General features: G+C 69.0%; 29 protein-coding genes. 14 read left to right on the forward strand and 15 right to left on the reverse strand.

Annotated features, from left to right (window positions below; translation table 11 throughout):
• Position 1: 1 nt before the first annotated feature.
• Positions 2-256, reverse strand: coding sequence for a sulfurtransferase TusA family protein (locus tag P2T62_RS13955; protein WP_276257687.1), 255 nt, complete (start codon positions 254-256; stop codon positions 2-4).
• 305 nt (positions 257-561) lie between these two features.
• Between P2T62_RS13955 and P2T62_RS13960 the strand changes: the two genes are divergently transcribed.
• From P2T62_RS13960 to P2T62_RS13995, 8 genes are all read left to right on the forward strand, one after another.
• The gene (locus tag P2T62_RS13960) at positions 562-1,761 is read left to right on the forward strand and encodes an MBL fold metallo-hydrolase (RefSeq protein WP_276257688.1); all 1,200 of its coding nucleotides are present in this window, start codon (positions 562-564) and stop codon (positions 1,759-1,761) included.
• A gap of 10 nt (positions 1,762-1,771) precedes the next feature.
• On the forward strand, positions 1,772-2,254 hold the full coding sequence (locus P2T62_RS13965) for a YeeE/YedE family protein (protein ID WP_276257689.1): 483 nt from the start codon (positions 1,772-1,774) through the stop codon (positions 2,252-2,254).
• Positions 2,251-2,715 carry a DUF6691 family protein gene (locus tag P2T62_RS13970; protein ID WP_276257690.1) on the forward strand — a complete coding sequence of 155 codons (465 nt, stop codon included), beginning with the start codon at positions 2,251-2,253 and terminating at the stop codon, positions 2,713-2,715. Before P2T62_RS13965 ends, P2T62_RS13970 begins: the two co-directional genes overlap by 4 nt.
• A gap of 100 nt (positions 2,716-2,815) precedes the next feature.
• A complete protein-coding gene (locus P2T62_RS13975; RefSeq protein WP_276257691.1) occupies positions 2,816-3,052 on the forward strand; it encodes a sulfurtransferase TusA family protein in 237 nt (78 codons plus the stop codon).
• Positions 3,049-4,194, forward strand: a complete 1,146-nt coding sequence (locus tag P2T62_RS13980) for an NAD(P)/FAD-dependent oxidoreductase (protein ID WP_276257692.1) — start codon at positions 3,049-3,051, stop codon at positions 4,192-4,194. The genes P2T62_RS13975 and P2T62_RS13980 overlap by 4 nt, the downstream gene beginning before the upstream one ends.
• A gap of 2 nt (positions 4,195-4,196) precedes the next feature.
• On the forward strand, positions 4,197-4,961 hold the full coding sequence (locus P2T62_RS13985) for a helical membrane plugin domain-containing protein (protein WP_276257693.1): 765 nt from the start codon (positions 4,197-4,199) through the stop codon (positions 4,959-4,961).
• A 94-nt stretch (positions 4,962-5,055) separates the two neighbouring features.
• Positions 5,056-5,904 carry a universal stress protein gene (locus P2T62_RS13990; protein WP_276257694.1) on the forward strand — a complete coding sequence of 283 codons (849 nt, stop codon included), beginning with the start codon at positions 5,056-5,058 and terminating at the stop codon, positions 5,902-5,904.
• A gap of 151 nt (positions 5,905-6,055) precedes the next feature.
• Positions 6,056-7,162, forward strand: coding sequence for a pyridoxal-phosphate-dependent aminotransferase family protein (locus P2T62_RS13995; RefSeq protein ID WP_276257695.1), 1,107 nt, complete (start codon positions 6,056-6,058; stop codon positions 7,160-7,162).
• A gap of 33 nt (positions 7,163-7,195) precedes the next feature.
• Here P2T62_RS13995 and P2T62_RS14000 read toward each other — a convergent pair whose 3' ends face one another.
• The 3 genes from P2T62_RS14000 to P2T62_RS14010 all read right to left on the reverse strand — a co-directional run bounded on the left by P2T62_RS14000 (position 7,196) and on the right by P2T62_RS14010 (position 9,078).
• Complete coding sequence (locus P2T62_RS14000) at positions 7,196-7,735, reverse strand: DUF1684 domain-containing protein (RefSeq protein WP_276257696.1); 540 nt, start codon at positions 7,733-7,735, stop codon at positions 7,196-7,198.
• 156 nt (positions 7,736-7,891) lie between these two features.
• Positions 7,892-8,890: a sulfite exporter TauE/SafE family protein gene (locus P2T62_RS14005; protein ID WP_420028458.1), complete on the reverse strand. Its 999-nt coding sequence runs from the start codon at positions 8,888-8,890 to the stop codon at positions 7,892-7,894.
• 38 nt (positions 8,891-8,928) lie between these two features.
• On the reverse strand, positions 8,929-9,078 hold the full coding sequence (locus tag P2T62_RS14010) for a DUF7512 family protein (RefSeq protein ID WP_276257697.1): 150 nt from the start codon (positions 9,076-9,078) through the stop codon (positions 8,929-8,931).
• A 263-nt stretch (positions 9,079-9,341) separates the two neighbouring features.
• Between P2T62_RS14010 and P2T62_RS14015 the strand changes: the two genes are divergently transcribed.
• From P2T62_RS14015 to P2T62_RS14025, 3 genes are all read left to right on the forward strand, one after another.
• The gene (locus tag P2T62_RS14015; RefSeq protein ID WP_276257698.1) at positions 9,342-9,548 is read left to right on the forward strand and encodes a hypothetical protein; all 207 of its coding nucleotides are present in this window, start codon (positions 9,342-9,344) and stop codon (positions 9,546-9,548) included.
• A gap of 102 nt (positions 9,549-9,650) precedes the next feature.
• Positions 9,651-10,052, forward strand: a complete 402-nt coding sequence (locus P2T62_RS14020; protein WP_276257699.1) for a helix-turn-helix domain-containing protein — start codon at positions 9,651-9,653, stop codon at positions 10,050-10,052.
• Between the two features lie 115 nt (positions 10,053-10,167).
• Positions 10,168-10,566, forward strand: coding sequence for a helix-turn-helix domain-containing protein (locus P2T62_RS14025; RefSeq protein ID WP_276257700.1), 399 nt, complete (start codon positions 10,168-10,170; stop codon positions 10,564-10,566).
• 105 nt (positions 10,567-10,671) lie between these two features.
• On the opposite strand, the gene P2T62_RS14030 is transcribed toward P2T62_RS14025, so the two are convergent.
• From P2T62_RS14030 to P2T62_RS14065, 8 genes are all read right to left on the reverse strand, one after another.
• Entirely contained in the window at positions 10,672-12,018 is a 1,347-nt protein-coding gene (locus P2T62_RS14030) for an FAD-dependent oxidoreductase (RefSeq protein ID WP_276257701.1), read from the reverse strand.
• Positions 12,019-12,123: 105 nt separating this feature from the next.
• Positions 12,124-12,705: a VIT1/CCC1 transporter family protein gene (locus P2T62_RS14035; protein ID WP_276257702.1), complete on the reverse strand. Its 582-nt coding sequence runs from the start codon at positions 12,703-12,705 to the stop codon at positions 12,124-12,126.
• Positions 12,706-12,708: 3 nt separating this feature from the next.
• A complete protein-coding gene (locus tag P2T62_RS14040; protein ID WP_276257703.1) occupies positions 12,709-12,999 on the reverse strand; it encodes a DUF211 domain-containing protein in 291 nt (96 codons plus the stop codon).
• Positions 13,000-13,103: 104 nt separating this feature from the next.
• On the reverse strand, positions 13,104-14,651 hold the full coding sequence (locus P2T62_RS14045) for an SLC13 family permease (RefSeq protein WP_276257704.1): 1,548 nt from the start codon (positions 14,649-14,651) through the stop codon (positions 13,104-13,106).
• Positions 14,652-14,752: 101 nt separating this feature from the next.
• A complete protein-coding gene (locus P2T62_RS14050) occupies positions 14,753-15,196 on the reverse strand; it encodes an Hsp20/alpha crystallin family protein (RefSeq protein WP_276257705.1) in 444 nt (147 codons plus the stop codon).
• A 258-nt stretch (positions 15,197-15,454) separates the two neighbouring features.
• Positions 15,455-16,225 (reverse strand): proteasome assembly chaperone family protein, encoded by a 771-nt coding sequence (locus P2T62_RS14055; protein ID WP_276257706.1) that lies wholly within the window; start codon positions 16,223-16,225, stop codon positions 15,455-15,457.
• Positions 16,226-16,354: 129 nt separating this feature from the next.
• Positions 16,355-17,275 carry a sodium:calcium antiporter gene (locus P2T62_RS14060; RefSeq protein ID WP_276257707.1) on the reverse strand — a complete coding sequence of 307 codons (921 nt, stop codon included), beginning with the start codon at positions 17,273-17,275 and terminating at the stop codon, positions 16,355-16,357.
• Positions 17,276-17,344: 69 nt separating this feature from the next.
• Positions 17,345-17,911: a VIT1/CCC1 transporter family protein gene (locus P2T62_RS14065; protein ID WP_276257708.1), complete on the reverse strand. Its 567-nt coding sequence runs from the start codon at positions 17,909-17,911 to the stop codon at positions 17,345-17,347.
• Between the two features lie 98 nt (positions 17,912-18,009).
• Here P2T62_RS14065 and P2T62_RS14070 point away from each other — a divergent pair, with 98 nt between their 5' ends.
• Positions 18,010-18,438, forward strand: coding sequence for a universal stress protein (locus tag P2T62_RS14070; RefSeq protein WP_276257709.1), 429 nt, complete (start codon positions 18,010-18,012; stop codon positions 18,436-18,438).
• A gap of 24 nt (positions 18,439-18,462) precedes the next feature.
• Here the strand turns inward: P2T62_RS14070 and P2T62_RS14075 are convergent, their stop codons facing one another.
• Both P2T62_RS14075 and P2T62_RS14080 read right to left on the reverse strand, forming a co-directional pair.
• On the reverse strand, positions 18,463-19,020 hold the full coding sequence (locus P2T62_RS14075; RefSeq protein ID WP_276257710.1) for a hypothetical protein: 558 nt from the start codon (positions 19,018-19,020) through the stop codon (positions 18,463-18,465).
• 2 nt (positions 19,021-19,022) lie between these two features.
• Entirely contained in the window at positions 19,023-21,785 is a 2,763-nt protein-coding gene (locus P2T62_RS14080) for a cation-translocating P-type ATPase (RefSeq protein ID WP_276257711.1), read from the reverse strand.
• A gap of 260 nt (positions 21,786-22,045) precedes the next feature.
• On the opposite strand from P2T62_RS14080, the gene P2T62_RS14085 reads away from it, so the two are divergent.
• On the forward strand, positions 22,046-23,299 hold the full coding sequence (locus P2T62_RS14085) for an APC family permease (protein WP_276257712.1): 1,254 nt from the start codon (positions 22,046-22,048) through the stop codon (positions 23,297-23,299).
• A gap of 209 nt (positions 23,300-23,508) precedes the next feature.
• Entirely contained in the window at positions 23,509-23,964 is a 456-nt protein-coding gene (locus P2T62_RS14090; protein WP_276257713.1) for a halocyanin domain-containing protein, read from the forward strand.
• A 57-nt stretch (positions 23,965-24,021) separates the two neighbouring features.
• Here the strand turns inward: P2T62_RS14090 and deoC are convergent, their stop codons facing one another.
• Positions 24,022-24,693 carry a deoxyribose-phosphate aldolase gene (gene deoC / locus P2T62_RS14095; protein WP_276257714.1) on the reverse strand — a complete coding sequence of 224 codons (672 nt, stop codon included), beginning with the start codon at positions 24,691-24,693 and terminating at the stop codon, positions 24,022-24,024.
• Positions 24,694-24,804 lie beyond the last annotated feature (111 nt).

The following is a 24,804-nucleotide window of genomic DNA, read 5'->3' on the forward strand; positions in this document are numbered from 1 at the left end:
GTCACTCGGTCTTGCGGATGTAGTGGCGGTAGACGGCCTCGCCGTCCTCCGTGCCCTCCTCCTGGTCGACGAGCTCGGCGTCCTCGGTCGAGTCCGCCCAGCCCGCGATGTCGCTCATGCTCCCGGAGTCGGTCGCGACCACCTCCAGCGTGGCGCCGGGGGCGAGCCCGTCGAAGGCTCCCTTGGTCTTGATGACCGGCATCGGGCAGTTCTGTCCCTTCACGTCGAGCGTCTCGGTAGGTGTTTCCGTGCTCATGTTTCGGATGTCCTCTATTGGGACTATCGCACAATATCGGCTTGCCCGTGATAAGTATATCGATTATTGCCCAATCAATACACAACCATCTCGGCTACGCACACGCGGGGAACGAGAACCCGTGACGGCAGGGACATCCTCTGAAGGCTTCGGAGCGCCATCTGTCGCAGTCCGGGAGCAGTTCGTTCCGTGCTCCCCCGCGAGAGCGGGCCATAGATCGCTCCGGCGCGAACCTAATATTGCGGTAGATTGGAAATACTATGCAAAATCTTAAGTCGATCACTCCAGTACGGGGGAATGCACACATGAACCCGGACGAGTTGGGCGTCGAGATGCCCGACGTGACTGTTGAATCGACCAGCCCCGAGCAGCTCAAGGCCCGTATCGACGACGGGGAGGCGGTCACCCTGCTGGACGCCCGGATGTCGAGCGACTACGAGGAGTGGGCCATCGACGGCGAGAACGTCGAGTCCATCAACGTCCCCTACTTCCAGTTCCTGGACGAGGAGATCGACGACGCGGTGCTGGAGCAGCTGCCCGAGGACGACCACATGACCGTCCTCTGCGCGAAGGGCGGTGCCAGCGAGTACGTCGCGGCCGAACTCTCCGTCCGCGGCTACGACGTCGACCACCTCGAGGACGGGATGAACGGCTGGGCCTCCATCTACGAGGCCGAGGAGATCACCGGCTACGACGGCGCGGGGACGCTCGTCCAGTACCAGCGCCCCTCCAGCGGCTGCCTGGGCTACATGGTCTACGACGGCGACGAGGCCGCCGTCATCGACCCGCTGCGCGCGTTCACCGACCGCTACCTCGAGGACGCCGCCGAACTCGGTGTCGACCTGACGTACGCCATCGATACCCACATCCACGCCGATCACATCTCCGGCGTGCGCGCGCTCGTCGAGGAGGGCGTCGAGGGTGTCGTCCCCGCGGCCGCCGCCGAGCGCGGCGTCACCTACACCGACCAGGTGACGCTGGCCGAGGACGGCGACGAGTTCGATGTCGGCGACGCCACCATCGAGACCGTGTTCACCCCCGGCCACACGACCGGGATGACGAGCTACCTCGTCGACGACAGCCTGCTGGCGACGGGTGACGGCCTCTTCATCGAGAGCGTCGCCCGCCCGGACCTCGAGGAGGGCGACGACGGCGCGCCGGACGCCGCCCGGATGCTCTACGAGAGCCTGCAGGAGCGCGTCCTCACGCTCGACGACGACGTGCTGGTCGGCGGCGCCCACTTCAGCGACGCCGCAGAACCCGCCGACGACGGGACCTACACGGCCCCCATCGGTGACCTCAGAGAGCGGATGGACGCGCTCTCGATGGACGAGGACGACTTCGTCGACCTGGTGCTGGCGGATATGCCGCCCCGGCCGGCCAACTACGAGGACATCATCGCGACGAACCTCGGACAGCAGGCGGCCGACGACGAGGAAGCGTTCACCCTCGAGCTGGGCCCGAACAACTGCGCCGCCAGCCAGGATGCGCTCACGAGTGACTGAGGGGAGATAGATGCTCAGTGGACTACTCGGGCTGGAGACGTTCTTCCCGAACGGCGTGAGTCACTACGCCATCGGCGGCCTGCTCGTCGGACTCGGGACGGCCGTCATCTACTACGGGACGGGCATCCCGGCCGGCGCGAGCACGTTCCTGGAGTCGACCCTGTCGTACGTCTCCGACCGGGACCGGTTCCAGCGGTACCGCGCGTCCCGTGACTGGCGAGTGGTCTTCACCGTCGGCATCGTCCTCGGGGCGGCCGTCTACGCCCTCACGATTCAGGGCGGCGCGTGGACGACCGCGGTCGCCCCGTGGCGGCTGTTCGTCGGCGGTACGCTCGTCGGTGTCGGCACCCGTGTCGGGAAGGGCTGTACCTCCGGCCACGGCATCTGTGGCGTCGGCTCCGTCTCCCGGACGTCCATCGTCGGCGTGGTGACGTTCATGCTCGTCGCCATCGTCACCGCGAACGTCGTCGCCGCGCTGGGGGTGACACCGTGAGCAGCGGCCGACACCCGCTGTTCCTGCCGACGGTGCTGGTCGGCGGGCTGATCTTCGGCTTCGGCCTCGGCATCAGTCAGATGGCCCGCCCGGAGGTCGTGCTCGACTTCCTCACGTTCGAGGACCTGGGGCTGCTGTTCGTGATGGGTGGCGGCTCCGTGGTCGCCGGGCTCGCGTTCTGGTTCGTCCCGCGCCTGCGCGACGGGGCACCACTCACCGGCCGCCGGTACGAGCGCCGGCTGAAGGCGTTCGACCGGCGGGTCCTCGTCGGCGGCGGCATCTTCGGCGTCGGCTGGGGGCTGGCCGGCATCTGCCCCGGCGCGGCCTACGCCAGCCTCGGGGTGGGCAACTGGCCCATCCTCTACGCCATCGCCGGGATGTTCCTCGGCGCGTACGCGCAGGGCGTCTGGCGAAGCAAGCGCGCCGACGATACGGCCACCCCGACCCCCAGCGACGACTGACCACCACTCCGGTCGCTTCCCCGTTCTCCGCCTCGCTCCCATAACCTTGGAATTACCGTGCAATATTATGTCGGGAGACGCTCTAGGTGAGGGTAGCATTATGAGCGAGACACAGGCGGAGAAGACGGTCGATTCGCGGGGGGCTGCCTGCCCTGGTCCCCTGATGGACCTCGTCGGCGCGATCCGCGAGGTCGACTCCGGAACCGTGGTCGCCCTGCTGAGCGACAACGACCAGTCGCTGGTCGACGTGCCCGAGTGGGCCGCCGAGTCCGGGAACGAGGTCGTCGGGACCGAGGAGGCAGAGGACCACTACCGCATCCTGGTGAGGAAAGCATGACCCGAGATGTCGTCATCGTGGGCGGCGGGACAGGCGGCGCCGTCCTCGCCAACGACCTGGCCGACCGGTTCGCGTCGGAGATCGACGCGGGCGACGTGCGCGTCACGCTCGTCAACGACAGCGATGACCACGTCTACAAACCGGTCTGGCTGTACGTCCCGTTCGGCAAGCGCGAGCCGTCGGACGGCCGGCGACCCCTCCGCGACCTGGTCGACAGCCGTGTCGATGTCGTCATCGACCGTGTCACGGACATCGACACGGACGCCCAGCGCCTGACCTACCGCGACGGTAGCGGGCCGGGCCGGTACGACAAACTGGTGCTCGCGACGGGGTCGCGACTCGCGCCCGAGGAGATCCCCGGCCTGGTCGAGGGAGGCCACGACTACTACACCGAGGAGGGTGCGCTGGCGCTGCAGGAGGAACTGCTCTCGTTCACCGAGGGGCACCTCGTCCTGAGCGTCATCGGGTCACCCCACATGTGCCCGGCGGCGCCGCTGGAGTTCGTCTTCATGGCCGACGACTGGTTCCGCAAGCGTGGCCTCCGCGAGGACATCGACATCACCTACACCTACCCCATCCAGCGCGTCCACGGCAACCCCCACATCGCGGAGTGGGCGGCACCGCTGATGGAGGAGCGGGACATCAACGTCGAGACGTTCTTCAACGCCGAGGAGATCGACGCCGAGAACGGCGTGATGACCTCGATGGAGGGCGGCGAACTCGACTACGACCTGCTCGTCACCATCCCGCCCCACCGGGGCATCGACCTGGTGGAGGAGGCGGGGCTCGGCGACCGCGGCTGGGTCGAGGTCGACAAGGGGACGCTGGAGGCCGTCCACGCCGACAACGTCTACGCCATCGGCGACACCGCCGACACGGGCGTCCCGAAGGCCGGCAGCGTCGCGCACTACCAGGCCGGCGTCGTCGCCCAGCGCATCGCCAGCGAACTCCGGGACCGCCCCGCGACGGAGGTCTACCACGGCAAGACGGTCTGCTTCATCGAGACCGGCATGGACGCGGCCTCGTACGTCGAGTTCGACTACGAGAACCCGCCGACGCCACCGGCACCGTCGAAGAAGCTCCACTGGGCGAAACTCGCGTACAACGAGTCCTACTGGCTGACCGCACGGGGGCTGCTCTGAGCATGACCGACGAGGAGACCCCCCGGACAGAGACGGACGGCTCCGGCGAGGCGGCCGAAGCATCCGAGGCGGCCGAGGCGGAGGCCGAGAGCGGGACCGACGAGGCGGCCGCGGCAGCGGCGACCGAGGCCACCGACGAGACCCCTGCCGGACCGACCGGCCGCGAACAGCTCGAATCGGCCATCGAGGAGAACCCGGAGGCCGTCGCGACGTTCGTCCGGCGGCTGGACGCGGTCAACGAGCTGCTGGACGTGCTGGCACTCGGCGAGGAGGCGATGACCGACGAGATGGTCGTCGAGCTGGCCGACACGGGGTCGACGCTGGCCGAGTCCGCCGACGGCCTCGCCACCGAGGAGACGGTGCGACTCGCCGAGAGCATCGGCGCCAACGGCGACGAACTGGCCGACGCGCTGGAGACGCTCGTCGACCTCCAGCGCCGGGGCACGCTGCAGGAACTCGCAGAGGTCGCGGAGGTCGTCTCGCTGGCGAGCGACGCGCTGACCGACGAGATGGTCGTCTCGCTCGCCGGGACAGGCGCCAGCCTCGGCGAACTGGCCGACACCGCCGCCGAGCCCGACACCCGTGACGGCCTCGCCCGACTCCTCTCGGCGGTGGGAACCGCCGAGCGGACCGAGCGGGCGTCACCCAGCACGCTCTCGCTCGTGAAGTCGCTCCGTGACGACGACGTCAAGCAGGGGATGGCGTACGTGATCGCCCTCGCGAAGGCCATCGGTGCGGGCGCCGGCGACCCGACTGGAGAGGACTGACCCCGGCTCGACCGGCGGCCATCCGGAAACTGGACGACGCACAATATTGGGAATAAACAACAAAACTATGCGCACGCGTCGCCACGTTACACGTATGCGCGCCGTCTACGCCACCGACCTGTCCGACGCCATCGAGACCGCCATGGGCTCTCGCATCTGCCTGGAGTGCCTCGAGCGGTACGGAATCACCGAGATCCACCTCGTCCACGTGACCAGTCCGAACGTGACGACCGGGATGCCCGGCAGCGACTTCGGCAAGCGGGCCCGGACGGGCCTCGACCGCCAGCGCGAACTGCTGGCGGCCGAGGGGTTCGACGTGGAGACCCACGTCGTCCGCGGGACGCCCCACCGCCGCATCAACGGGCTGGCAGAGCAGGTGAACGCGGACCTCATCATCGTGGGGTCGCGCGGGAAGAGCCCGCTCCGCGAGCGGTTCATCGGCGGAACCGCCCGGAACGTCGCCCGAACGGCCGTCCGGCCGCTGCTGGTCCAGCGCATCCTCGAGGACGAGGGCGGCCACGAGGTCGCCAACGAGCACCTGTTCCAGCGAGTGCTGTACGCGACGGACTTCTCGGAGAACGCCGAGCGGGCGTTCGAGCAGTTCCGTACCCTCAAGCGGGCCACGCAGGAGGCGACGCTGGTCCACGTGGCCCCGCCCGAGCGCCGCTCGGAGCCGGAGGTGGTCGAGAACGCCGAGGAGCGCCTCGCGGAGCTGGCCGACCGGCTGGAGGGGATGGGTATCGAGACGCGGACGATGGTCCGACAGGGCGAGGCCAGCGAGGAGATCCTCGCGGCCGAGGCCGAGGTGGACCCGACGAGCATCCTCATGGGCTCGCGCGGGCGGAGCCGGCTCCGCCGGCTCCTGCTGGGGAGCACGTCCGAGCGCGTGACGGCGCGGGCGAACGCCAACGTCCTGCTCGTCCCGCCGGTCGCCGTGCGCTGAACGGTCCCTGGCGACCGCTCCGCCCGCTGCCGGACTGCTCGTCGCCGCACGTCCCTGACCCGAAGCGGTGCCGCCGGCCTGCCGGGTTCCTTACAGGTATCACAACTCCCTTGCCCTCCCCCCGAGTGGACTCGGATATCAGGTGGTTCACGTGACCAAGAAGAGCGAGTACACGGGCGATTACCCCGACAAGACGCTGTATCTCCCCGGTCCGACCGAGGTCCGCGAGGACGTCATCGAGGCGATGGCCGAGCCGATGTTCGGCCACCGGATGGACCGGATGACCGACCTCTACACCACCATCGTCGAGGACACGAAGGAGTTCCTCGGCACCACGAACGACGTCATCGTCCTGACGGCCTCGGGCACGGAGTTCTGGGAGGCGACGACGATGAACCTCGTCGAGGACCGGATGCTCGTGCCCACGTCGGGCAGTTTCAGCGAGCGCCAGGCCAACGTCGCCGAGCGCCTCGGCAAGGAGGTCGACCGCATCGAGTACGAGTGGGGCACGGCCGTCAAGCCCGAGGACGTGCGCGACGCGCTGGAGTCCGGCGAGGACTACGACGCCGTCGGGATGGTGATGAACGAGACCTCCACGGGCGTCCGCAACCCGGTCGAGGAGGTGGGCGATCTCCTCGGGGACTACCCGGACACCTACTTCGTCGTCGACGCCATCTCCTGTCTCGGCGGCGACTTCGTCGACGTCGAGGAGCACAACATCGACTGCATCTTCACGTCGACGCAGAAGGCGTTCGCGATGCCGCCGGGGCTCGCGGTCTGTACGGTCAGCGACGCGGCCTACGAGCGCGAACTCGACAAGGAGTCGGCCTCGTGGTACGGCGGCTTCCAGCGCTGCCTGGACTACTACGACCGCAAGGGCCAGACCCACTCGACGCCCGCGATTCCGCTGATGCTGGCCTACCGCAAGCAGATGAAGCACATGCTGGAGGAGGGCCACGACGCGCGCGACCAGCGCCACCAGGAGATGGCCGAGTACACGCGCGACTGGGCCCGCGAGCACTTCGGCCTCTTCCCCGAGGAGGGCTACGAGTCACAGACCGTGACGTGCGTCGAGAACACCGCCGGCATCGACGTGGCCGCGACCATCGAACAGGTCAGCGAGGAGTACGACATGGTCTTCTCGAACGGCTACGGCGACATCGGCGAGCAGACGTTCCGTATCGGGCACATGGGCGAACACGACGTCGAGAGCATCAGGGCACTCACCGACGCTATCGAGGACGTCGCCGGCCTGTAACGGCTCGGCCGACTCGTCCGTGCTGCACCGGACTCAGTGGTAGGCTTTCTCGCCGGCCTCGATAGGAACCTCCAGCCAGTTCTCGGCCGGCGGCAGCGGACACTCGTACCGGTCGGAGTAGGCACACGTTGGGTTGTACGCCTCGTTGAAGTCCAGCAGCCACGTCCCGTCCTCCGAGCGGTGTTCCTCCGGCTCGAGGTCGAGGTAGCGGCCGGCGCCGTAGGTCTCGTCGCCGCTCGTCGCGTCGCGGAACGGCACCCAGAGCCGGTCCTCGCCGGGGTCGCTCTTGTAGGCCTGCACGACCACCGCCTGGCCGTCGATGTCGACGCGGAACTCGCCCCAGCGGACGTACTCCTGTTCGCCCTCGGTGCTGGTGGCGACCGTGACCCGCGATTTCTCGTCGTGCTCGTGGAGCGGGACGCGGAACCGGTAGGCCCCGACGGGCGGGTAGTGCGAGAGGCCGTCGAAGTCCGCCCGCTCATGGGGCGTGAGCGCCGAGTGCTCGCTCTCCGCGAAGTACGTCTCCTTTCGCTGTCGCTGGTGTCGGAGCTGCTGCTTCCAGTCGGTGCGCATACGCGGATGTAGCGGTTCCGGAGAGACAAGTCTTTCGCAGAACATACAATACTGTGTCCGAGGTACACGGATCCCGCGAGCGGTGGAATCGCGGCTCGTGAACGGAATCGGAGAGGGAAGGAGATGAGGAAGGAAACGGACCGCCCGGAGGCGGTGTCAGTCCGCGGTCTGTGCCGTGGTCGAGGTCTCAGCCGTCCGCAGCTCGCGGATGGAGCTGACGACCACCGCGCCGCTGACGAGCAGCGCGGCGCCGATGATGATGACCAGGGCCACGGTGTCGAGGACGGGCATCTCGACGACGCCACCGATCTTCCGGACGGCGACCGCGATGGCGCCCAGCAGCAGCATGACGCCGAAGTAGACCTTGATGTCGTCCTCGTCGACGAGGCTCGTGGCGGCGGCGCCGAGCCGGGCACCGAGGGCGCTCCCCGCCAGCAGCGGGACGACGATGGCCAGGTCGACCGCGCCGTCCATGGCGTACAGGAAGCTGCCGATCCCGCCCGAGAAGACGATCTCGAACAGGTCCGTCCCGACCGCGACAGGGACCGGGACGCCGATGAGGTAGAACAGCGCGGGCATGCGGATGAAGCCGCCGCCGACGCCGAGCAGGCCCGACAGCAGCCCCGTGGCGAAGGCCACGCCGAGGATCATCCAGAGCGACACCCTGATGCCGCCCTTGAGCTTCATCATCGGGGGGACGCGGTAGGACTGGATCTTCTTCGCGATGTCGGGGATGTCGTCCGCGTCGATCTCCCCGTCGGCCGCGTCGTGGCTCACGCCACCGTCGCCGTCACCTTTCAGTGCGGTGTAGGTGACGAAGACGCCGATGCCGCCCAGCAGCGCGACGTACGCGATACTGACGAAGGTATCGGCCAGTCCCGCGTCCTGGAGCCAGTGCAATCCGATGCGGCCGACCTCGATGCCCGCGGTCGTCCCGGCGATCATCAGCACGCCGAGCTTGTAGTCGACCTGGCCGAGGTCGCGGTGTTTCAGGGTGGCGATGACGGAGGTCCCGAAGACGAACGCCAGGCCGGACGCGACCGCCACGTCCGGTTTGTACCCCATCACCAGCAGTGCGGGCGTGACCAGGAAGGACCCACCCATGCCGAAGAAGCCGAACAGGAGGCCGATGAGGACGCCGAAGCTCGCGAACATCGCGAGCAGACTCGCGGCGATGCCGAACACCTCCACGCTCACTCACCCCGGAGGACCCGGGCGATGGTCGGGCCGAGCACGCGCTCCAGCGCCCCGTACCCGACGTACAACACGAGTGCCTCGAGCAGTACCGCCCCGATGAGGATGGCGGCGCCCGTCGGCCCCGTGAGGTTCTCAATACCGAACATCGTCTGACACCTCGTGCAGTCTTGTGTATTCCATGGGATTCTGCGCAGACGAGGATAACCGATGTCTCGACTTAACGGTTTTGGGTATAGGCTACAATACAATATCTGGATAGGCTACACATGGTTGGTGATAAGTTATGGATGGCTACGACCCCGAAACGACACTGTAGCCCAGGTGACTGTGGGGTTCTTTCGGTGACTCGCGCGCGGCCTGGGTGGCTCCAGAGGATACTTATGGAAACGGAGAATTCCCACAACCACACATGGATGTCGACCGGGACTGTCCCGACTGTGGGGCATCGCTGGAGCGGATGGAGCTGCAGGGAACCGACCTCGCGGGTGAACTCGCCATCGTTTCAGCCTCCTCCGGCGAGGGGTTCCTCGGGGGCCTCCGCGCGGACGAGATACTCACCCCGGTCCCCTACGTCTGTCAGGAATGTCGTCGGACGCTGTGCTACGCCGAGGGGTGAGCGGCCGTGTCGCTCGGCCGCGACCGCCACGCGCAGCGCCCAGATATTGTATTGGGCAACATCCACAATCTTATATCGCTCGAGCCGCTAGCGGAGATACGTATGCCCGACGCGATGACGGACTACCTCCAGCAGGACATGGAGTGCGAGGGGCTGCTGGAGTGTTTCCACGGCCTGAAAGCCCTCGACCGCGAGGTGTTCGGCGTCCTGACCGACGCGGACGAGGCGCTCACGGTGGACGAGATCGCCGCGGTCGTCGAGCGCGAGCGCTCCACCGCCTATCGGTCCATACAGCGGCTCCTCGGCGCTGGGCTCATCCGCAAGGAGCAGATCAACTACGAGCAGGGCGGCTACTGCCACGTCTACCGGCCCGCCGGGGGCTCGGAGATGGCCCAGGAGATGCAGCGGCTGCTCAACGACTGGTACGCGAAGATGGGCCAGCTCATCCGCGAGTTCGAGGACAAGTACGAGGGGACGCAACCGGAGTCCCCCCTCGAGCGATAGACCGACCGGGCGGTCGCGCTCGGGCCCGGTACGGCCACCGGTCCGGTGTCTTGTCGCTTGTGCAAAAACCGCGCAAACATTTTAACCGCACAGCTCCAATCTGCCATCGATACTGATGCCAGACCCGATGTCAGAGCAACTCCAGCAGGATATGGAGTGTGAGGGGCTGCTGGAGTGCTTCCACGGGCTCAAGGAGCTCGACAAGGACTGCTTCCAGGCGATCGTCGGCGCGGAGGAGGCGATGACCGTCGAGGAGATCGCCGAGGCGGTCGACCGTGAACACTCGACGGCCTACCGTGCGGTCCAGCGGCTCCTGAAGGCCGGCTTCGTCCAGAAGGAGCAGATCAACTACGACCACGGCGGATACTACCACGTCTACTACCCCACCGACGCCCAGAAGATGTCCGCCGACATGCAGCGGATGCTCAACGACTGGTACGCGAAGATGGGCCAGCTCATCCGCGAGTTCGAGGACAAGTACGAGGGCACCGGCGCCGTCGAACTCCCGAGCTGACGCGAACTGTCCCGCTACCGATTCCTCCCGACGATAATATTCAGATTTCCTCGATTATGGAGACAATAACCCACCAGATAAACCATTATCGTTCAAGAGGGGGACTCAGTCCACCTTTCCACTCAGCACCCGCGCCGCGGTGGCGACGGGGTCCCAGACCGGGCTGAACGGCGGCGCGTACGCGAGGTCGAGGTTCTCGACCTCCGCGACGGTCAGGTCGGCGTGGAGTGCGGTTGCGACGGTGTCGATACGCTTGACGCCCTCACGCCCGACGATGCTGGCCCCGATGACCCGACCGCTGGGTCGGTCGGCCATGAGCATCACCGTCAACTCCGTCGCACCGGGGTAGTAGTGCGCCCGTGAGGGGGCCTGTATCTCGACGGAGACGGGGTCGAACCCCGCATCGCGGGCCTGCTCCTCGTCGGTGAGCCCCGACCGGGCCGCGCCGAGGTCGAACGCCTTCACGATGGCCGTCCCCGCCATCCCGCCGACCTCGGTCGGCGTCCCGGTCACGCTCTGGCCGATGGCGCGCCCGGCCCGGTTCGCGGTCAGCGCGAGCGGCACGTGGTCGGGGGCGTCGGTGACGACGTTGTGCGCCTCCGCGCAGTCCCCGGCGGCGTAGATGTGGTCGACGTTCGTCCGGCCGTACGCGTCCGTGGCGATGGCCCCCGTCTCGCCGATCTCGATGCCCGCGTCCTCGGCGAGCGCGACGTTCGGCGCCACGCCGACACCGACGACCACGATGTCGGCGGGGACGGTCTCGTCCTCCAGCGCCACGCCGTCGACGGCGCCGTCGCCGGTGAACCCCTGGACCGCGGTGTCGAGGTGGAGTTCGATGCCCTGCTCGCGGAGGTGGGCCTCGACGACGGTCGCCACGGAGTCGCCGAACGGCTGGAGGACGTGGGGCAGCATCTCGTACATGTGGACCTCGAGGCCGCGCTCGTCGAGCGCTTCTGCCATCTCGATGCCGACGTAGCCGCCGCCGACGATGGCCGCGCTCTGGGGGTCACGCTCCGTGACGTACTCCTGGATGGCGTCGGCGTGGTCCATCGAGTGGATGGTGAACACGCCGTCGAGGTCGATACCGTCGAACGGCGGCTTCACGGCGTGGGCACCTGTGGCGACGAGGAGCTGGTCGTACGGCTGGTCGAACTCGCCGTTGGGCCCCTCGACCCGCACGGTGCGGGCCTCGGGGTCGATGCCGACCACCTCGTGACCCGTCCGGAGGTCGATGTCGCGCTCCTCGCGGAACTCCTCGGCTGTCACCTGCACGAGATCCTCCAGTTCGTCGATCTCGCCCTTCACGTAGTACGGCATCCCGCAGGCCGCGTACGACACCCACTCGCCCTTCTCGAAGACGACGATATCGAGGTCCGGGTCCTCCCGCTTGGCCTTGCTCGCCGCGCTCATTCCTGCTGCGTCCCCGCCGACGACGACGAACGTATCTACCATACCAGGAGGGAGGCTCGGCGACCAGTAATGAGGAGCCGGTGGTTCGCAGAATGTTGGAAACAGCGAAAGACTGGAGGTGGCGTCACGGTCACCCCGCCGTCGGAGTCACCCGGGCAGGAAGAGGTTGATGACGGCGACCACGAGTCCGGCCAGCGCCATCCGCGCGGCGGCGACGTACCAGCGCTGCCCGGAGATCGAGCCCATGTAGGCGCCGAAGACGCCGAGAACGCCGATGCCGAGCCCGACGGCGAGGAGGGCGGCCTCGACCATCGTCAGGAGGCCCCCCTCCAGCAGGAACGGGGAGAGCGGGATGAGGATGCCGAGTATCGGCCCGAGGCCGCTGGCCATCGCGTGGAGGAGGCGGGCGGTCGAGCGCTCGCGCTGGATGCGGGTGTCGTCGAGGTCGGTCAGCATCGCCCGCTCCATCCGGATGATCTCCGCCTTCGTCTCGGCACGCTCGATCTCCCAGACGCTCCAGACCGCCGACGTGCCCAGACCGACCGCTGCACCGAGGCCGATTTTGATAACCGTCGCGCCGTCGGGGATGCCGGAGAGGACCGCACCGACGACGACGCCGATGCAGGTGAGCGTCCCGTCGAAGCCGTTGGAGACGAAGTAGCGACGGGCGATGGGGAGGACGTCCTCACGCGAGAGGACCTGTGCCAGCCGCTGTCGGAGGGGCGACACGGTTCAGCGGTCCTGTGGTGTCGGTCGTTCGTCGACGAGGTAGTCGCCACAGGCCACCTGGTCGACGGAGTGGACGGTCCCGCCCTGTCCCTCGATGGCGTCCTCGACCGCCGCGAACTCGATGTCCGTGCCCTCGAAGGTGAGCTTCAGGTTCTGCACCTCGTTGTCGAGTTCGATGAGCGACGCGTTGACCGCCTCGATACTGTCGACATCCGCGACCCGTCGGCTGAACTCCAGTACCGACGGCTCGTGGGGCTTCAGCACGTCCAGTACGAGGCGACGAATGGGGGCCATATCTCCGGGTCCGCCCGGACGCGTCTAAAGCGTGGTGTGTCTTCTCCCCCGCTGGGAGCGGCCGACGGCCGACGCCAGGCGTTCCAGCCGATAGCCGCCGGTGGTCACCCCAGCACGTGGGGCCAGAGGAACCGGATGAGCAGGTAGGCCGCGCCGGTGGTGAGCAGGATGACGACGGCGTCCAGCAGCACACCCGCCCGGAGCATGTGGTCGCGCTCGACGTAGCCGGCGCCGAAGACGATGGCGTTCGGCGGCGTCGCGACCGGGAGCGCGAACCCGTAGCTGGCGGCGATGGCGCCAGTCACCGCCAGCAGGACGGCTGCGAGTTCGCTCGTCGTCCCGAGCGCGGCCGCGTAGGCGGGTCCGGCGTTGATGAGCAGCGGCGCGAGGATGGCCGCCATCGCGGTGTTGGATGCCAGTTCGCCCACGAGGACGGTCAGCGCCACCACGGCCAGCAGGACGACCACGACCGACGTCCCGGCCAGCGCCTCGACGGTCACGCTGGCCATCCAGCGCGTGGCCGCCGTATCCCGGAGGGCGTTCGCGAGTGAGATGCCCCCACCCAGCAACAACAGCGTCCCCCAGTCGATGTCGACGAGGTCGTCCCACTCGGCCGCGCCGCTCACGACGAGCACGGGGATGGAGACCATCCCGACGAGGACGTAGAACAGCAACCCCTCGTGGCCGGCGGTCCCGAAGACGCTGGCCCCGTCGCCGCCGAACAGCGTCACCCGGACCGCCGACGGGAGCAGGTCGCCGAGGAGGAACTCGAAGCCGCCCAGCAACCAGAGCCCGGCGGTCGCGGCGAAGACGACGACGGTCCGTCGCGCCGCAGGCGAGAGCGGCCCCATCGCCCGATGCTCCTCGCGAGCGCGCTCGCGGGCCGCCTGCACGTCGTATGGCTCGGGTGGGTAGACGACGTACGTCAGGAGGACCCACGCGACGGGGAGCAACAGCACGACCATCGGGAGGCCGATGGCGAGCCACTCGACGAAGGTGATCTCGAAGCCCAGCAGCTCGTCCAGTTGGCCGACCACGATGGCGTTGGGTGGCGTCCCGATGAGGGTACCGACGCCGCCGAGACTGGCCGCGTAGGCGATTCCCAGCAGCATCGCCACCTGCAGGTTCGAGGCCCGCTCGCCGGAGCCGGCCGCCTCGGCGGTCGTCAGGTCGGTCACCGAGTCGACGATGCCCAGCACGATGGGGACCATCATCGCGACGGTGGCCGTGTTGGAGACGACCATCGAGAGCAGCGCCGTCGCCACCATCACGCCCGCGACGAGGCCGCGCGAGGACGTGCCGAAGCGGACGAGGATGCGGTAGGCGATGCGGCGGTCGATCCCGTGGGCCTGCAGCGCCTCGGCCAGCACGAACCCCGCCAGCAACAGGAAGATGACCGGGTCCGCGAAGCCGGCGACGGCGTCCCCGAACGAGGGATAGACGCCGAACGCCGTCAGGAGGATGGGGATGCAAAGCGCCGTCAGCGGGAGTGGGATCGCACCCGTCACCCAGAGGATGGCCGCGAAGGTCATCGTCGCGAGGGCGAACTGACCGGCCGTGGTGAGGCTCCCCCCGACAGGGGCGAGCGCGACCAGCCCGGTGGCGAGGAGTGCGACGACGAGGGTCAGGGCGCGGGCGTTCGATGAGGCCACGGGACACCCGCTTCGGCAAGCGCGCGGCAGTTAGTCCTGTCCCTCGGGTGGACTCCGGAGCGCCGGTGACGCCCCGGAACCGGTCCACGGAGGGCGCCGCCTCACTCGATGTCGATGGTGTGTGCGTCCGCGGCCTCCGCCTTCGGGAGCGTGACCGTCAGGACGCCGTGCTTCATCGTGGCGGAGACGGCGTCGCGGTCCACCGTCTCCGGGAGCCGGATTGACCGGCTGGCCGAGCGGTGACGGCGCTCGCGCCGGAGGTACTGTTCGTCCTCATCGACGGTCTCCTCGTCGTGGTCGGCCTCGATGCGGACCCTGTGGTCCGTGACCGTCACCTCGACATCGTCGCGCTGGAAGCCGGGCAGGTCGACCGTGAGGACGAACGTGTCGTCGCGGTCGGCGAGGTCGACGGCCATCTCCTCGACCTCGGCGAAGCGGCCCAGCGGGCCCTCACCCTCGAACATGTGGGCCGCGTCGTCGAACTGGCGGCCCATGGTCTCGAACAGGCGCTCGATCTCGCGGAACGGGTTCGAACGTGAACTCATGGTACATGGGGCGGTTCGAGCCGGGAGCTGAAAACCGTGCGACCGGTTCTCATCCAGTGAGAGCGGACTGCCGGTTTGGTATCACTGGCGGCGCAACTGCGCGAGCGGGGGGGAGAGGAGGGGGCTGGACCCGCTGGCGCCGCAGGTCGTCGCCGGTGTCGCGTCCCCCTCCGAAGCACCCTGACGCCGGCCCTCGCCGGACCGTTCGGCCCCGGTCCCGCCGGTCGCGGGTGGGTCCTCGACGGCGTGGCGATCAGCTCACATGTACATCCGGTTCGTGGGATAGTCGTGGCCCTCGGTCGGTTCCTCGGCCTCCTGAATGGACTGCATCCGCTCGGCGAGGTCCGCGAAGTAGCGCTCCATCTCCTCGGCCCGGTCGCGGAGTTCCCCCTCGTCCACCTCGATCCCACAGACGGGCTCGAGTGCGTCAAGCAGCCGGACGGCCGCGTCGAGGTCCGGTCCCGGCATGTGGGTGGGCGTGACCAGCACGCCCGTTGCCGGGGCCTCGCCGTCCAGTGCCCGGACCAGGAGCTCGCCGATGACTCCGTCGAAGAAACCGCCCGCCAGCGGTTCGATCTCCGGGCCCCCCTCGGGCGGGAAGTGTGCCTCCCGATAGGCCTCGGTGGCGACGTGGTAGACGACGTGTTCCTCCTCACGGTGCGGGAACGGCGTCCCGTGCAGGACGGTCACCTCCCGGATGTCGTGGCTGCCGGCCCAGCCGAGCAGGGCGTCCGTCAGCGGGTCCGCCACCCACGTCGGGAGGAAGACCTCGCTGATGAGCACCGTCACGTCCGAACCGGTCGCGCTGTAGAGCCGAATGGGGTGGCGCGGCTCGCCGTTCGTGAACGGCGTGATGTCCGGGAGGTTCCGCGTTCGGATGTGGCCGATCTGCTCGGTCTCGACGTTGTTGACGAGGTAGTCCGCCGCGGTCAGGCCGGCTACACCGACGCCGGCCATCCCGACGAGCAACCGCTCGCCCGGTGGCGTCTGGCTCGTCAACTCGACGGTGAACGATGGGTCACTGGCCATGCGCCAGCCTTTCACCGGGGGGTGCATAACTGACCCGACGATTCCCGGGCTGTGGCCGACGTCGACCGCTCGCGGAAGTCCGCCGTTCGACACCTCCCACATCACGAGCGTTCCGCCGTTCGCTCCATCCTACAGCACGAAGAACGAGGGGAAGTACAGCAACAGACAGAGGACCGCCGCTCGGCGGTCGATACCCTCACGCCAGTAGAACAGCGCCAGCACGGCGATAGACACTGCGAGCATGTACGTCAGCGAGGGAAGCAGCGTGGCGGTGTCCTCGACGACGACGTCGAAGAAGAGGGCCCCGACGCCCAGCGAGAACACGGGGTCGGTGATGTTGCTTCCGAGGATGGATCCGACGGAGATGCCACCCCGCCCCTCGTGGGCGGCGATACCTGCGACGACGATCTCGGGGAGCGTGGTTCCCAGCCCCGTGAGGAGGCCGACAACGTACTCCGGAATCCCCGCGAGGCGCGCGAGCGCCACTCCGTTTGTGACCATCAACTGCCCACCGCCGACCACGAAGACCAGCCCGACGACGATGACCGCGACCGAGCGGGCCGGTGGCTCGGTGGGCTCGACGACCTCCTCGGTGATCTCCTCACCCCCCTCGTTCGTGTAGAGGGTGTAGATGAACTGGAGGTACGCGAGCATCATCAGGAACCCCTCGGCACGCCCGATGACGCCGTCGTCGAGCGTGAGTATCATGATGATCATCGCCAGGATCATCGCCGAGCCGTACACCAGCACGTTCCGCCGCTCCGTGACGAACGGGGCGATGAACGCGACGAGGGCGATGGCGAGGGTGATCTGGGCGGTCTCGGAGCCGACGATGTTGCCGACCACCAGGTCACCTGCGCCGTAGTACGCGGCGTAGACCGAGGTGACCATCTCCGGGACGGATGTGCCGACGGAGATGAGCGTGACGCCGATGAAGAACGCGGAGACACCGTAGTAGAGCGCGAGGTCGGCGGCGGCCGTCACGGCGCGGTCCGCGCCGGCGACGAGCGCGGCCAGGCCGACGACGAACAGGGCGGATTCGACCAGCATCGTTCCCTACCTCATCGTCGTCCGCCGTAACGGTTGCTCCGCCCGGCGGTATCGAGGCGACGGGGGTGCTCAGGCGACGCCGCCGAGCAGGCTCCCGACCGCGTAGGCGACGGCGGCCGCGGCCATCCCGACCACGAACATCTCCATGCCGTTGATGGCCCAGTGGCGGTCCGTCACGAGGCTCCGGCTCGCGCCGACACCGAAGAACGCGAGCGCGGTGAACGCGATGGAGGCACCGAACAGCGGCCCCAGTTCGAACACGTACGGCAGCAGCGGCGCCCACCCCGCCACGACGAACGCGAGGAACGTGACGAACGCCGTCCGTGCGGGTGACTTCCCGCCGTCGTGGGGCTCGCCGGTGCCCGTCGCGCCCGCGCCCTGCTCGGCCCCGGTTCTCGACTCGCGGTAGTCGATCTCCGAGCGGCGGCTGAGGTAGTTACTCATCCCCATCGAGAAGCCGTCGGCGAACAGGTTCGCCACGCCGAGGATGAGGACGATGGAGGGCGAGAGCGCCGCACCCGCGACGCCGGAGACCACGGCGAACGTCGTGACGATGCCGTCGTTCGCACCGTAGATGACCTCCGCGAGGTACCGGCCCGAGGGCTCGACCTCGTCACCGAGCAGTTCTGCGAGCATACCCGCATCCCGCCGGGTGGAGACAAATGCCCGTCGCTCGGTCCGACGGGCCGGGAACCGGACGAAACGTTTCGTGCCGTGGGACCGAGTGGGGCGGTATGAGCGAACACGTCCTGGTCCCGTTCGACGGGTCGCCACTCTCCGAGCGGGCGCTCGAACGGGTCTGCACGAGGCACCCGGACGACGACGTGACCGTCCTCTGCGTCATCGACCCCATCGACGCGGTGTACGAGGCCGAGGCGAAGGGCCTCGGGGCGGCCGAGTCGTGGGTCGAGCGCGCCACCGCCGAGGCCGAGGCGAGGCTCGAACGGGCCGAGGCACTCGCCGCCGACCACGGGGTCGCGGTGACGACGGCCGTCGAGCACGGCAAGCCCGCGAGCGAGATCCTCGACTACGTCGGAGCCCACGCAGTGGACCACGTGGTGATGGGGAGCCACGGTCGCAAGGGCGCCTCGCGGCTCCTCCTCGGAAGCGTGGCCGAGCGGGTGATGCGCGGCTCGCCCGTTCCGGTGACGGTCGTCCGCTGAGTCGGGGGCTCGAGCGGTCCGTCCTCACCCGCCGGAAGTGACCCGGTCGCCGCTCGCGGTCCGGTGCTGGTCGTCGATGTGGAGTTCCAGCCGGACGGTCTCGGGCGGCGCCCGGTGCTGGGCGGTCACCCGGACCAGAAGCGTCGTGACCACCTGTTCGTCGGACGCGGGCGTGTGGCTGTCGAGGCTCGCGACGACGGTGCAGTTGGTGTCGCTCTCGGCCACGTCGGGGACGCTCCCGACCATCGAGGCGGGGACCGCACTCACCTGCACCACAGCCAGGTACTGGTCGGCGAAGTCGGTGGCGTCGAGGAAGTCGGCCGCGGCGTCGGTGAGTCGCTCGCGGTCGAACGCGTCGAGTCCCGACGCCGCGACGACGAGGCCCGCGTAGACGGCGTGCTCGCGCTCGTCCTGCAGTCCCGGCCCGAAGACCGGCCCGTCGTCGAGTTCGTGGACCGCGTACGGCGGGCCGCCCGAGGCAGGCGACAGTGAACAGCCGGCCAGCCAGAGTGCGAGGCCCATCCCGGCCCCCGCGAGCAGTCGCCGTCGGGTGGTCGGAAGCCGCGGCCGGTCGGACGGCACCGTCAGTTCTCCCCGGTGCGGTCCAGCGCCCGGTCCGTGGCGGCCGAGAGCGCCGCATTGGCGACCAGTACCGCGGCCACGGCGAGGCCGATGGTCTGCCAGCCCGCCAGTCCCGGCTGCACCACGTCGAACAGGCGCGCGAGCGGGGTGTACAGCACCGCCAGCTGGAGCGCCAGCGAGCCCGCGACGGCGGCGAGGAGCCACCGGTTCGACAGGAGCGACGCGCCGAACCGCCGCCGGATGACCTGGACGAGTCCCATCTCCGCCACCACGAGGAAGGTGAACAGCAGCGTCTGGGCCCGGACGAGCGACCCGGTCGCCGAGAGGGCCTCGAAGAAGATCACCAACCCGGCGACCGTCGCGGTGACCGCGATGGTCAGGACCGACAGCACGACGTCACGGTCGATGACGGAGTGGCCCGGCTCCCGTGGCGGCCGGTCGAGCACGTCCGGTGCCTTCGGGTCGACGCCCAGCGCCAGCGCCGGCAGGCCGTCGGTGACGAGATTGATCCACAGCAGCATCACGGGCGTCAGCACGAGCGCCTCCGTTCGGGAGGCGAACAGCTCGGGGAACAGCGCGCTCCCGAGGAGGACACCGAGGAAGACGATGAGCACCTCCGCGGTGTTGGCCGACAGGAGCAGGTTGACGAACTTCTGGATGTTGTCGAAGATGGCACGGCCCTCCGCGACGGCGTCGCGGATGGTCGCGAAGTTGTCGTCCTGGAGCACCATGTCCGAGGCCTCCTTCGTCACGTCCGTCCCGCGGATGCCCATCGAGATACCGACATCGGCGTTCCGGAGGCCGGGCGCGTCGTTGACGCCGTCACCTGTCATGGCGACGGTGTGGCCGTTGGCCTGGAGCGCCTGCAGCACGCGCACCTTGTGCTCCGGGGCGACGCGGGCGAACACCTCCACCTCCTCGACGACCTCGCGGAGTTCGGCATCGCTCAACGCGTCGAGTTCCGGCCCCGTCAGTGCGCCCGCGGGGTCGAAGCCGATGGCCTCGCCGATCGCGGCGGCGGTGACACGGTTGTCGCCGGTCACCATCACGACGCGGATGCCGGCGTCCCGGCAGTCCGCGACGGCGTCGGGGACCTCCCCGCGCGGCGGGTCGAGCATCCCCTGCAGGCCGAGGAACGTCAGTCCGGTCTCCAGCGTCTCGGCGTCGGCGTCCGGGTCGACGCCCGTCCGCCGTGCGAACGCCAGCACGCGGAGCGCCTCGCCCGCAAAGGTGTCGGTCCGCTCCTGGATGGCCGCGCGGCGCTCGTCGGTCAGCGGGACCACCTCGCCGTCCACCAGCACGGTGTCACACCGCTCCAGCACGGCGCCCGGCGCCCCCTTCGTGTAGGCCGTCGGGCTCTCTGGACGACCGGCAGCACCGTCGCCCGCGCCCACGACGACGGTCATCCGCTGGCGCTCGGAGGCGAACGGGACCTCACGCAGGCGTTCGACCTCCTCGCGGTCGATGCCGGCCTTCGCGGCGGAGACGACCAGCGCCACCTCCGTCGGGTCGCCGAGGAACGCCTCGTCGGCGTCGTCGGCAGCGCGCTCGGCGTTGTTGCAGTACGCCCCGCACCGGAGGACGGGGGCGAGGTCCTCGGCCGGGGCCGGTTCGCCGTCGCGCAGGAACTCGCCCGTCGGTTCGAGGCCCTGGCCCGTCACCTCGTAGACGGCGTCGCCGGCCGAGACCCGGGTGACGGTCATCTGGCCCTCGGTGAGCGTGCCGGTCTTGTCCGTGAGGATGGTGTCGACGGAGCCGAGGCTCTCGACGACGGGGAGCCGGCGGACCAGCGCGTTCCGGTCGACGAGTCGCTGCGAGCCCAGCGCCAGCGTCAGCGTCACGACCGCAGGGAGCCCCTCGGGGACCGCGGCGACCGCGAGCGTGATGGCGGTCAGGAGGATGGCGATGGGGCCGGTCTCCGTGAACAGGAACTGGACGGCGACGACGAGGCCGATGAGGCCGAGGACGCCCAGCCCGATGCGCCGGCCGAGTTCGTTCACCTCCTGCTGGAAGGGCGTGTCGTCGCGCTCGGCCTCCTGTATCTGCGTCGCGATGGCGCCCACCTCCGTCTCCATCCCCGTCTCGACGACGAGCGCCCGCCCACGCCCCCGGACTGCGGTGGTGTTCATGAACAGGCTGTTCGCACGCTCGGCGAGCGGGGTCGCTGCCGGTAGCGGGTCGGACGCCTTCGACGTCGAGGCGCTCTCGCCGGTCAGCGCGGCCTCCTTCGTCTCGAGATCGGTCGCCTCGAGGAGGCGCGCGTCCGCCGGGACCGCATCCCCCTGTTCGATCACGACCACGTCGCCGGGAACCACCTCGCGGGCGGGGACCCGGCGCTTCTCCCCGTCGCGGATGACGGTCGCGTCGGGCGTCGCCATCTCGCGCAGCCGGGCCATCGCCTGCTCGGCGCGGTAGTCCTGGACGAAGCCGAAGACGCCGTTGGCGAACAGGATGAGCAGGATGAGTCCGGCGTCGACGTAGTTGGGTTCCTCGCCGGGGAGCAGGCCGACGGCGAGCGACAGCGCCGCCGCCAGCACCAGCAGGTAGATGAGCACGTCCTGGAACTGCGAGACGAACAGCGCGAGCGGGGAGACCGACTCGCCCTCCCGGATCTCGTTCGGGCCGTGCCGCTCGAGGCGACGCGCGGCCTCGGTCGCCGAGAGCCCGGCCTCGTCGGTGTCGAGCGCCCCGTAGAGATCGTCGAGGGGGGCTGCGTGCCAGTCCTCGGGCGGCGTCAGCGCCGTCCGCCCGTCGGCATCACTCATCGGCCGGCCTCCCGGGTAGTCGCCCTCTGGCGGGGAGCGAGGGCGGGCTGTTCGTTCGCTCTCGGAGGGCACATCGGTTGGCTGGGTTGGCCGACACTCGGTCGGGACTTATGCCCTCCGCCGGCTCTCTCGCCGCGGGAACCGGAACCGTAGCGAAGTTGTCCCCCGCCCCAGTCGGGCATGGATATGTCGTCCGAACCGGGTCGTCGCTGTCGTCACGGGGGATACGTGTGGCGGACGCGGGCAGCGGGTGGTGTCCCGTGAGCGCACCCGAGGGGCCGGGCGCGAGCGAGGCCGCAGTGCCCTCGCTCAGTCGCGAACTCGGACTGTTCGAGGTCACGGTGTACGGCGTCGGGCTCATCCTCGGGGCGGGCATCTACGCCATCCTCGGCGAGGCCACCGCTGTCGCCGGCGAGTCCGTCCCGCTGGCGTTCCTCGCAGCCGCCGTCGTCGCCGGGCTGACGGGTCTGAGCTACGCGGAACTCGCCTCGCGCTTCCCGAAGGGCGAGGGGGACTACGTCTACGTCCGCGAGTCGATGGGGAGCAAGCGCCTCGCCGAGGTCGTGGCGGTGCTGCGGGTGTTCGTCGGCGCCGTCTCGGCGGCAGCCGTCGCGCTCGCGTTCTCGGGCTACCTGACCGCCTTCACCGACGTGCCCCCAGCCCTGGCGGCGCTCGCGCTGGTGGCACTCGCGTCGGCGGTCAACTTCTGGGGCATCGAACTCTCCGCGAAGCTGAACGTCCTGTTCACGGCCGCCGAGGTCGGGGGCCTCGCGCTGGTCATCTGGCTCGGGCGGAACACGTGGGGCTCGGTCGCGGTACTGGACGCGCCGTTCGGCGGCTCGGGTGTCGTCGCTGCCACCTTCCTCGTCTTCTTCGCCTACCTCGGCTTCGGCTCCATCGTCAACGTCGCCGAGGAGACCCGCGACGCCACCCGGACGGTGCCGCGGGCCATCCTGCTCTCCATCGCCACCACGACGGTCCTGTACGTGCTGGTTGCGTTCTCGGCGGTCGGCCTCGTGGACTGGCGGGCACTCGGGGCGTCGGCGTCGCCGCTCGCGCTGGTCGCCGAGGCGGGCGGTGGCGCGGTCGCCGGCTCCGTCGTCGGGGCCATCGCGCTCACCTCGACCGCGAACACGGTCCTCATCCTGCTGGTGTCGACCTCGCGACTGCTGTACGGCGTCTCGAAGAGCGAGTACCGCTCGTTCCCCACGATGTTCTCGCGGATCCACGCCGGCCGCCGGACGCCCTACCTCGCGGTCGCGCTGGTCGGTGGCCTGACGGTCCCGTTCGTCCTGCTGGGCGACCTCGGGCAGGTGGCGGCGCTGGCCAATGCGGCGCTGCTCGTCGTGTTCGTCGTGGTGAACGCCGCACTCCTCAAGCTCCGATTCGACCACCCCGGCGACCGGGCGGGGTTCACCGCACCACTCACCGTGGGGCGGCTCTCGGTCACCGCGCTCGCGGGGCTGGTGACGACGGTGGCGCTGCTGGTGGTCTACGTCGCGGGGCTGCTCTGATAGCTGCGACTCACCGGCCTTCCGCCGGCACGGATATCTCGAAAACCCGGAGTTTCATTGATAAATGTGCTGGTAGCTATATAACTCCGAGAATTATCTGGTAATTCATGTCGGGAGGGTCCGTAGCCCAGGTCATGACTGCACCGAGTGATCCGCGGATGGACCGGCGGACCGTACTGAGGGGCGTGGGGGTCGCTACCCTGGCGGGTTTGGCCGGCTGTACCGGTGACGGCGGCGATGGTGGTCAGGACACCGTTCCGGGGAACGACTTCCCGGCGGTCGACGACTGGCTGACCGAGACCGACGTGGGCGGCGCCGACGACACCTACGAGGGGACGCTGGTCGACCTGCGCGACCAGGACACCGTCACCATCGGTGTCGGGACGGAGGGCAACGGCGACGACTTCGCGTTCGGGCCCTCTGCGGTCCTCGTCTCGGCAGGCACGGAGGTCGTCTGGGACTGGACCGGCGACGGCGGCCGGCACAACGTCGAGGCCGAACCTGACGACCAGCTCGGCGAGTCCGACTACGAGTTCAGCTCCGGCGAGCCCACCCAGAGCGCCGACACCGAGTACCGGCGGACGCTCGACGAGGCCGGCGTCGTCCTCTACCACTGCGAGCCACACCTCTCGGTCGGCATGAAGGGTGGCATCGCCATCGAGTAGGGCCCATCCGGCGTCGGCGTCCCGTCGGCCACACTCCTCAGGAGCCTGTCGTCGCCGTCACTCCTCGATGGATTCGGCGATCTCGACGCCCGAGGACGCGCCGATACGGGTCGCGCCGGCATCGACCATCGTGAGGACTTCCTCGAAGGAGCCGATGCCGCCGGAGGCCTTGACCTCGACGTGCGGGCCGGCGGCCTCGCGCATCGCGCGGACCTCGTCGACGTCGCAGCCGCCCTCGTAGCCGACGGCCGTCTTCACGAAGTCGGCGCCGCCCTCGTCGACGAGCTCCGACGCTCGGCGGATCTCCTCGTCGGTGAGCGTCGGCGACTCGATGATGCACTTCAGCGTCTTCTCCCCGACGGCCTGCTTCACCGACCGGATGTCGTTGACCACGTACTCGTGGTCGCCGTTGACGAAGGCGGTCCGGTTCATCACCATGTCCAGTTCGTCGGCGTACTCCAGCAGTTCTTCGACCTCGGCCCGCTTCGCTCGCGGGTTCTGGACCCCGTAGGGGAAGCCGACGACCACCACCACGTCGGCCTCGTCACCCAGGATGTCGGCCGCGAGTTCAGCGTGGTAGGGGACGACGCACGCCGCGTTGAACCCGTACTCCAGCACCTCCTCACAGAGCTCTCGGATCTCGGCCTCGGTCGAGTCCGGCTCGACGTTCGTGTGATCGATCAGCTCCACCACCCGCTCGGGCTCCGCTCGAAGGGTCTCGGCGTCCATGCCCGGGGCGACTCGGGCGAGCGGCTTCCGTGTTTCGGGCGCTCGCGGCCTACAGTTTCCCCTGGCGCTCCGCGCGGCTCCGCTCGGCGGCCCGGCGCAGCTGGAACCAGA

Source organism: Haloglomus litoreum (assembly GCF_029338515.1).
GTDB classification, from domain to species: domain Archaea; phylum Halobacteriota; class Halobacteria; order Halobacteriales; family Haloarculaceae; genus Haloglomus; species Haloglomus litoreum.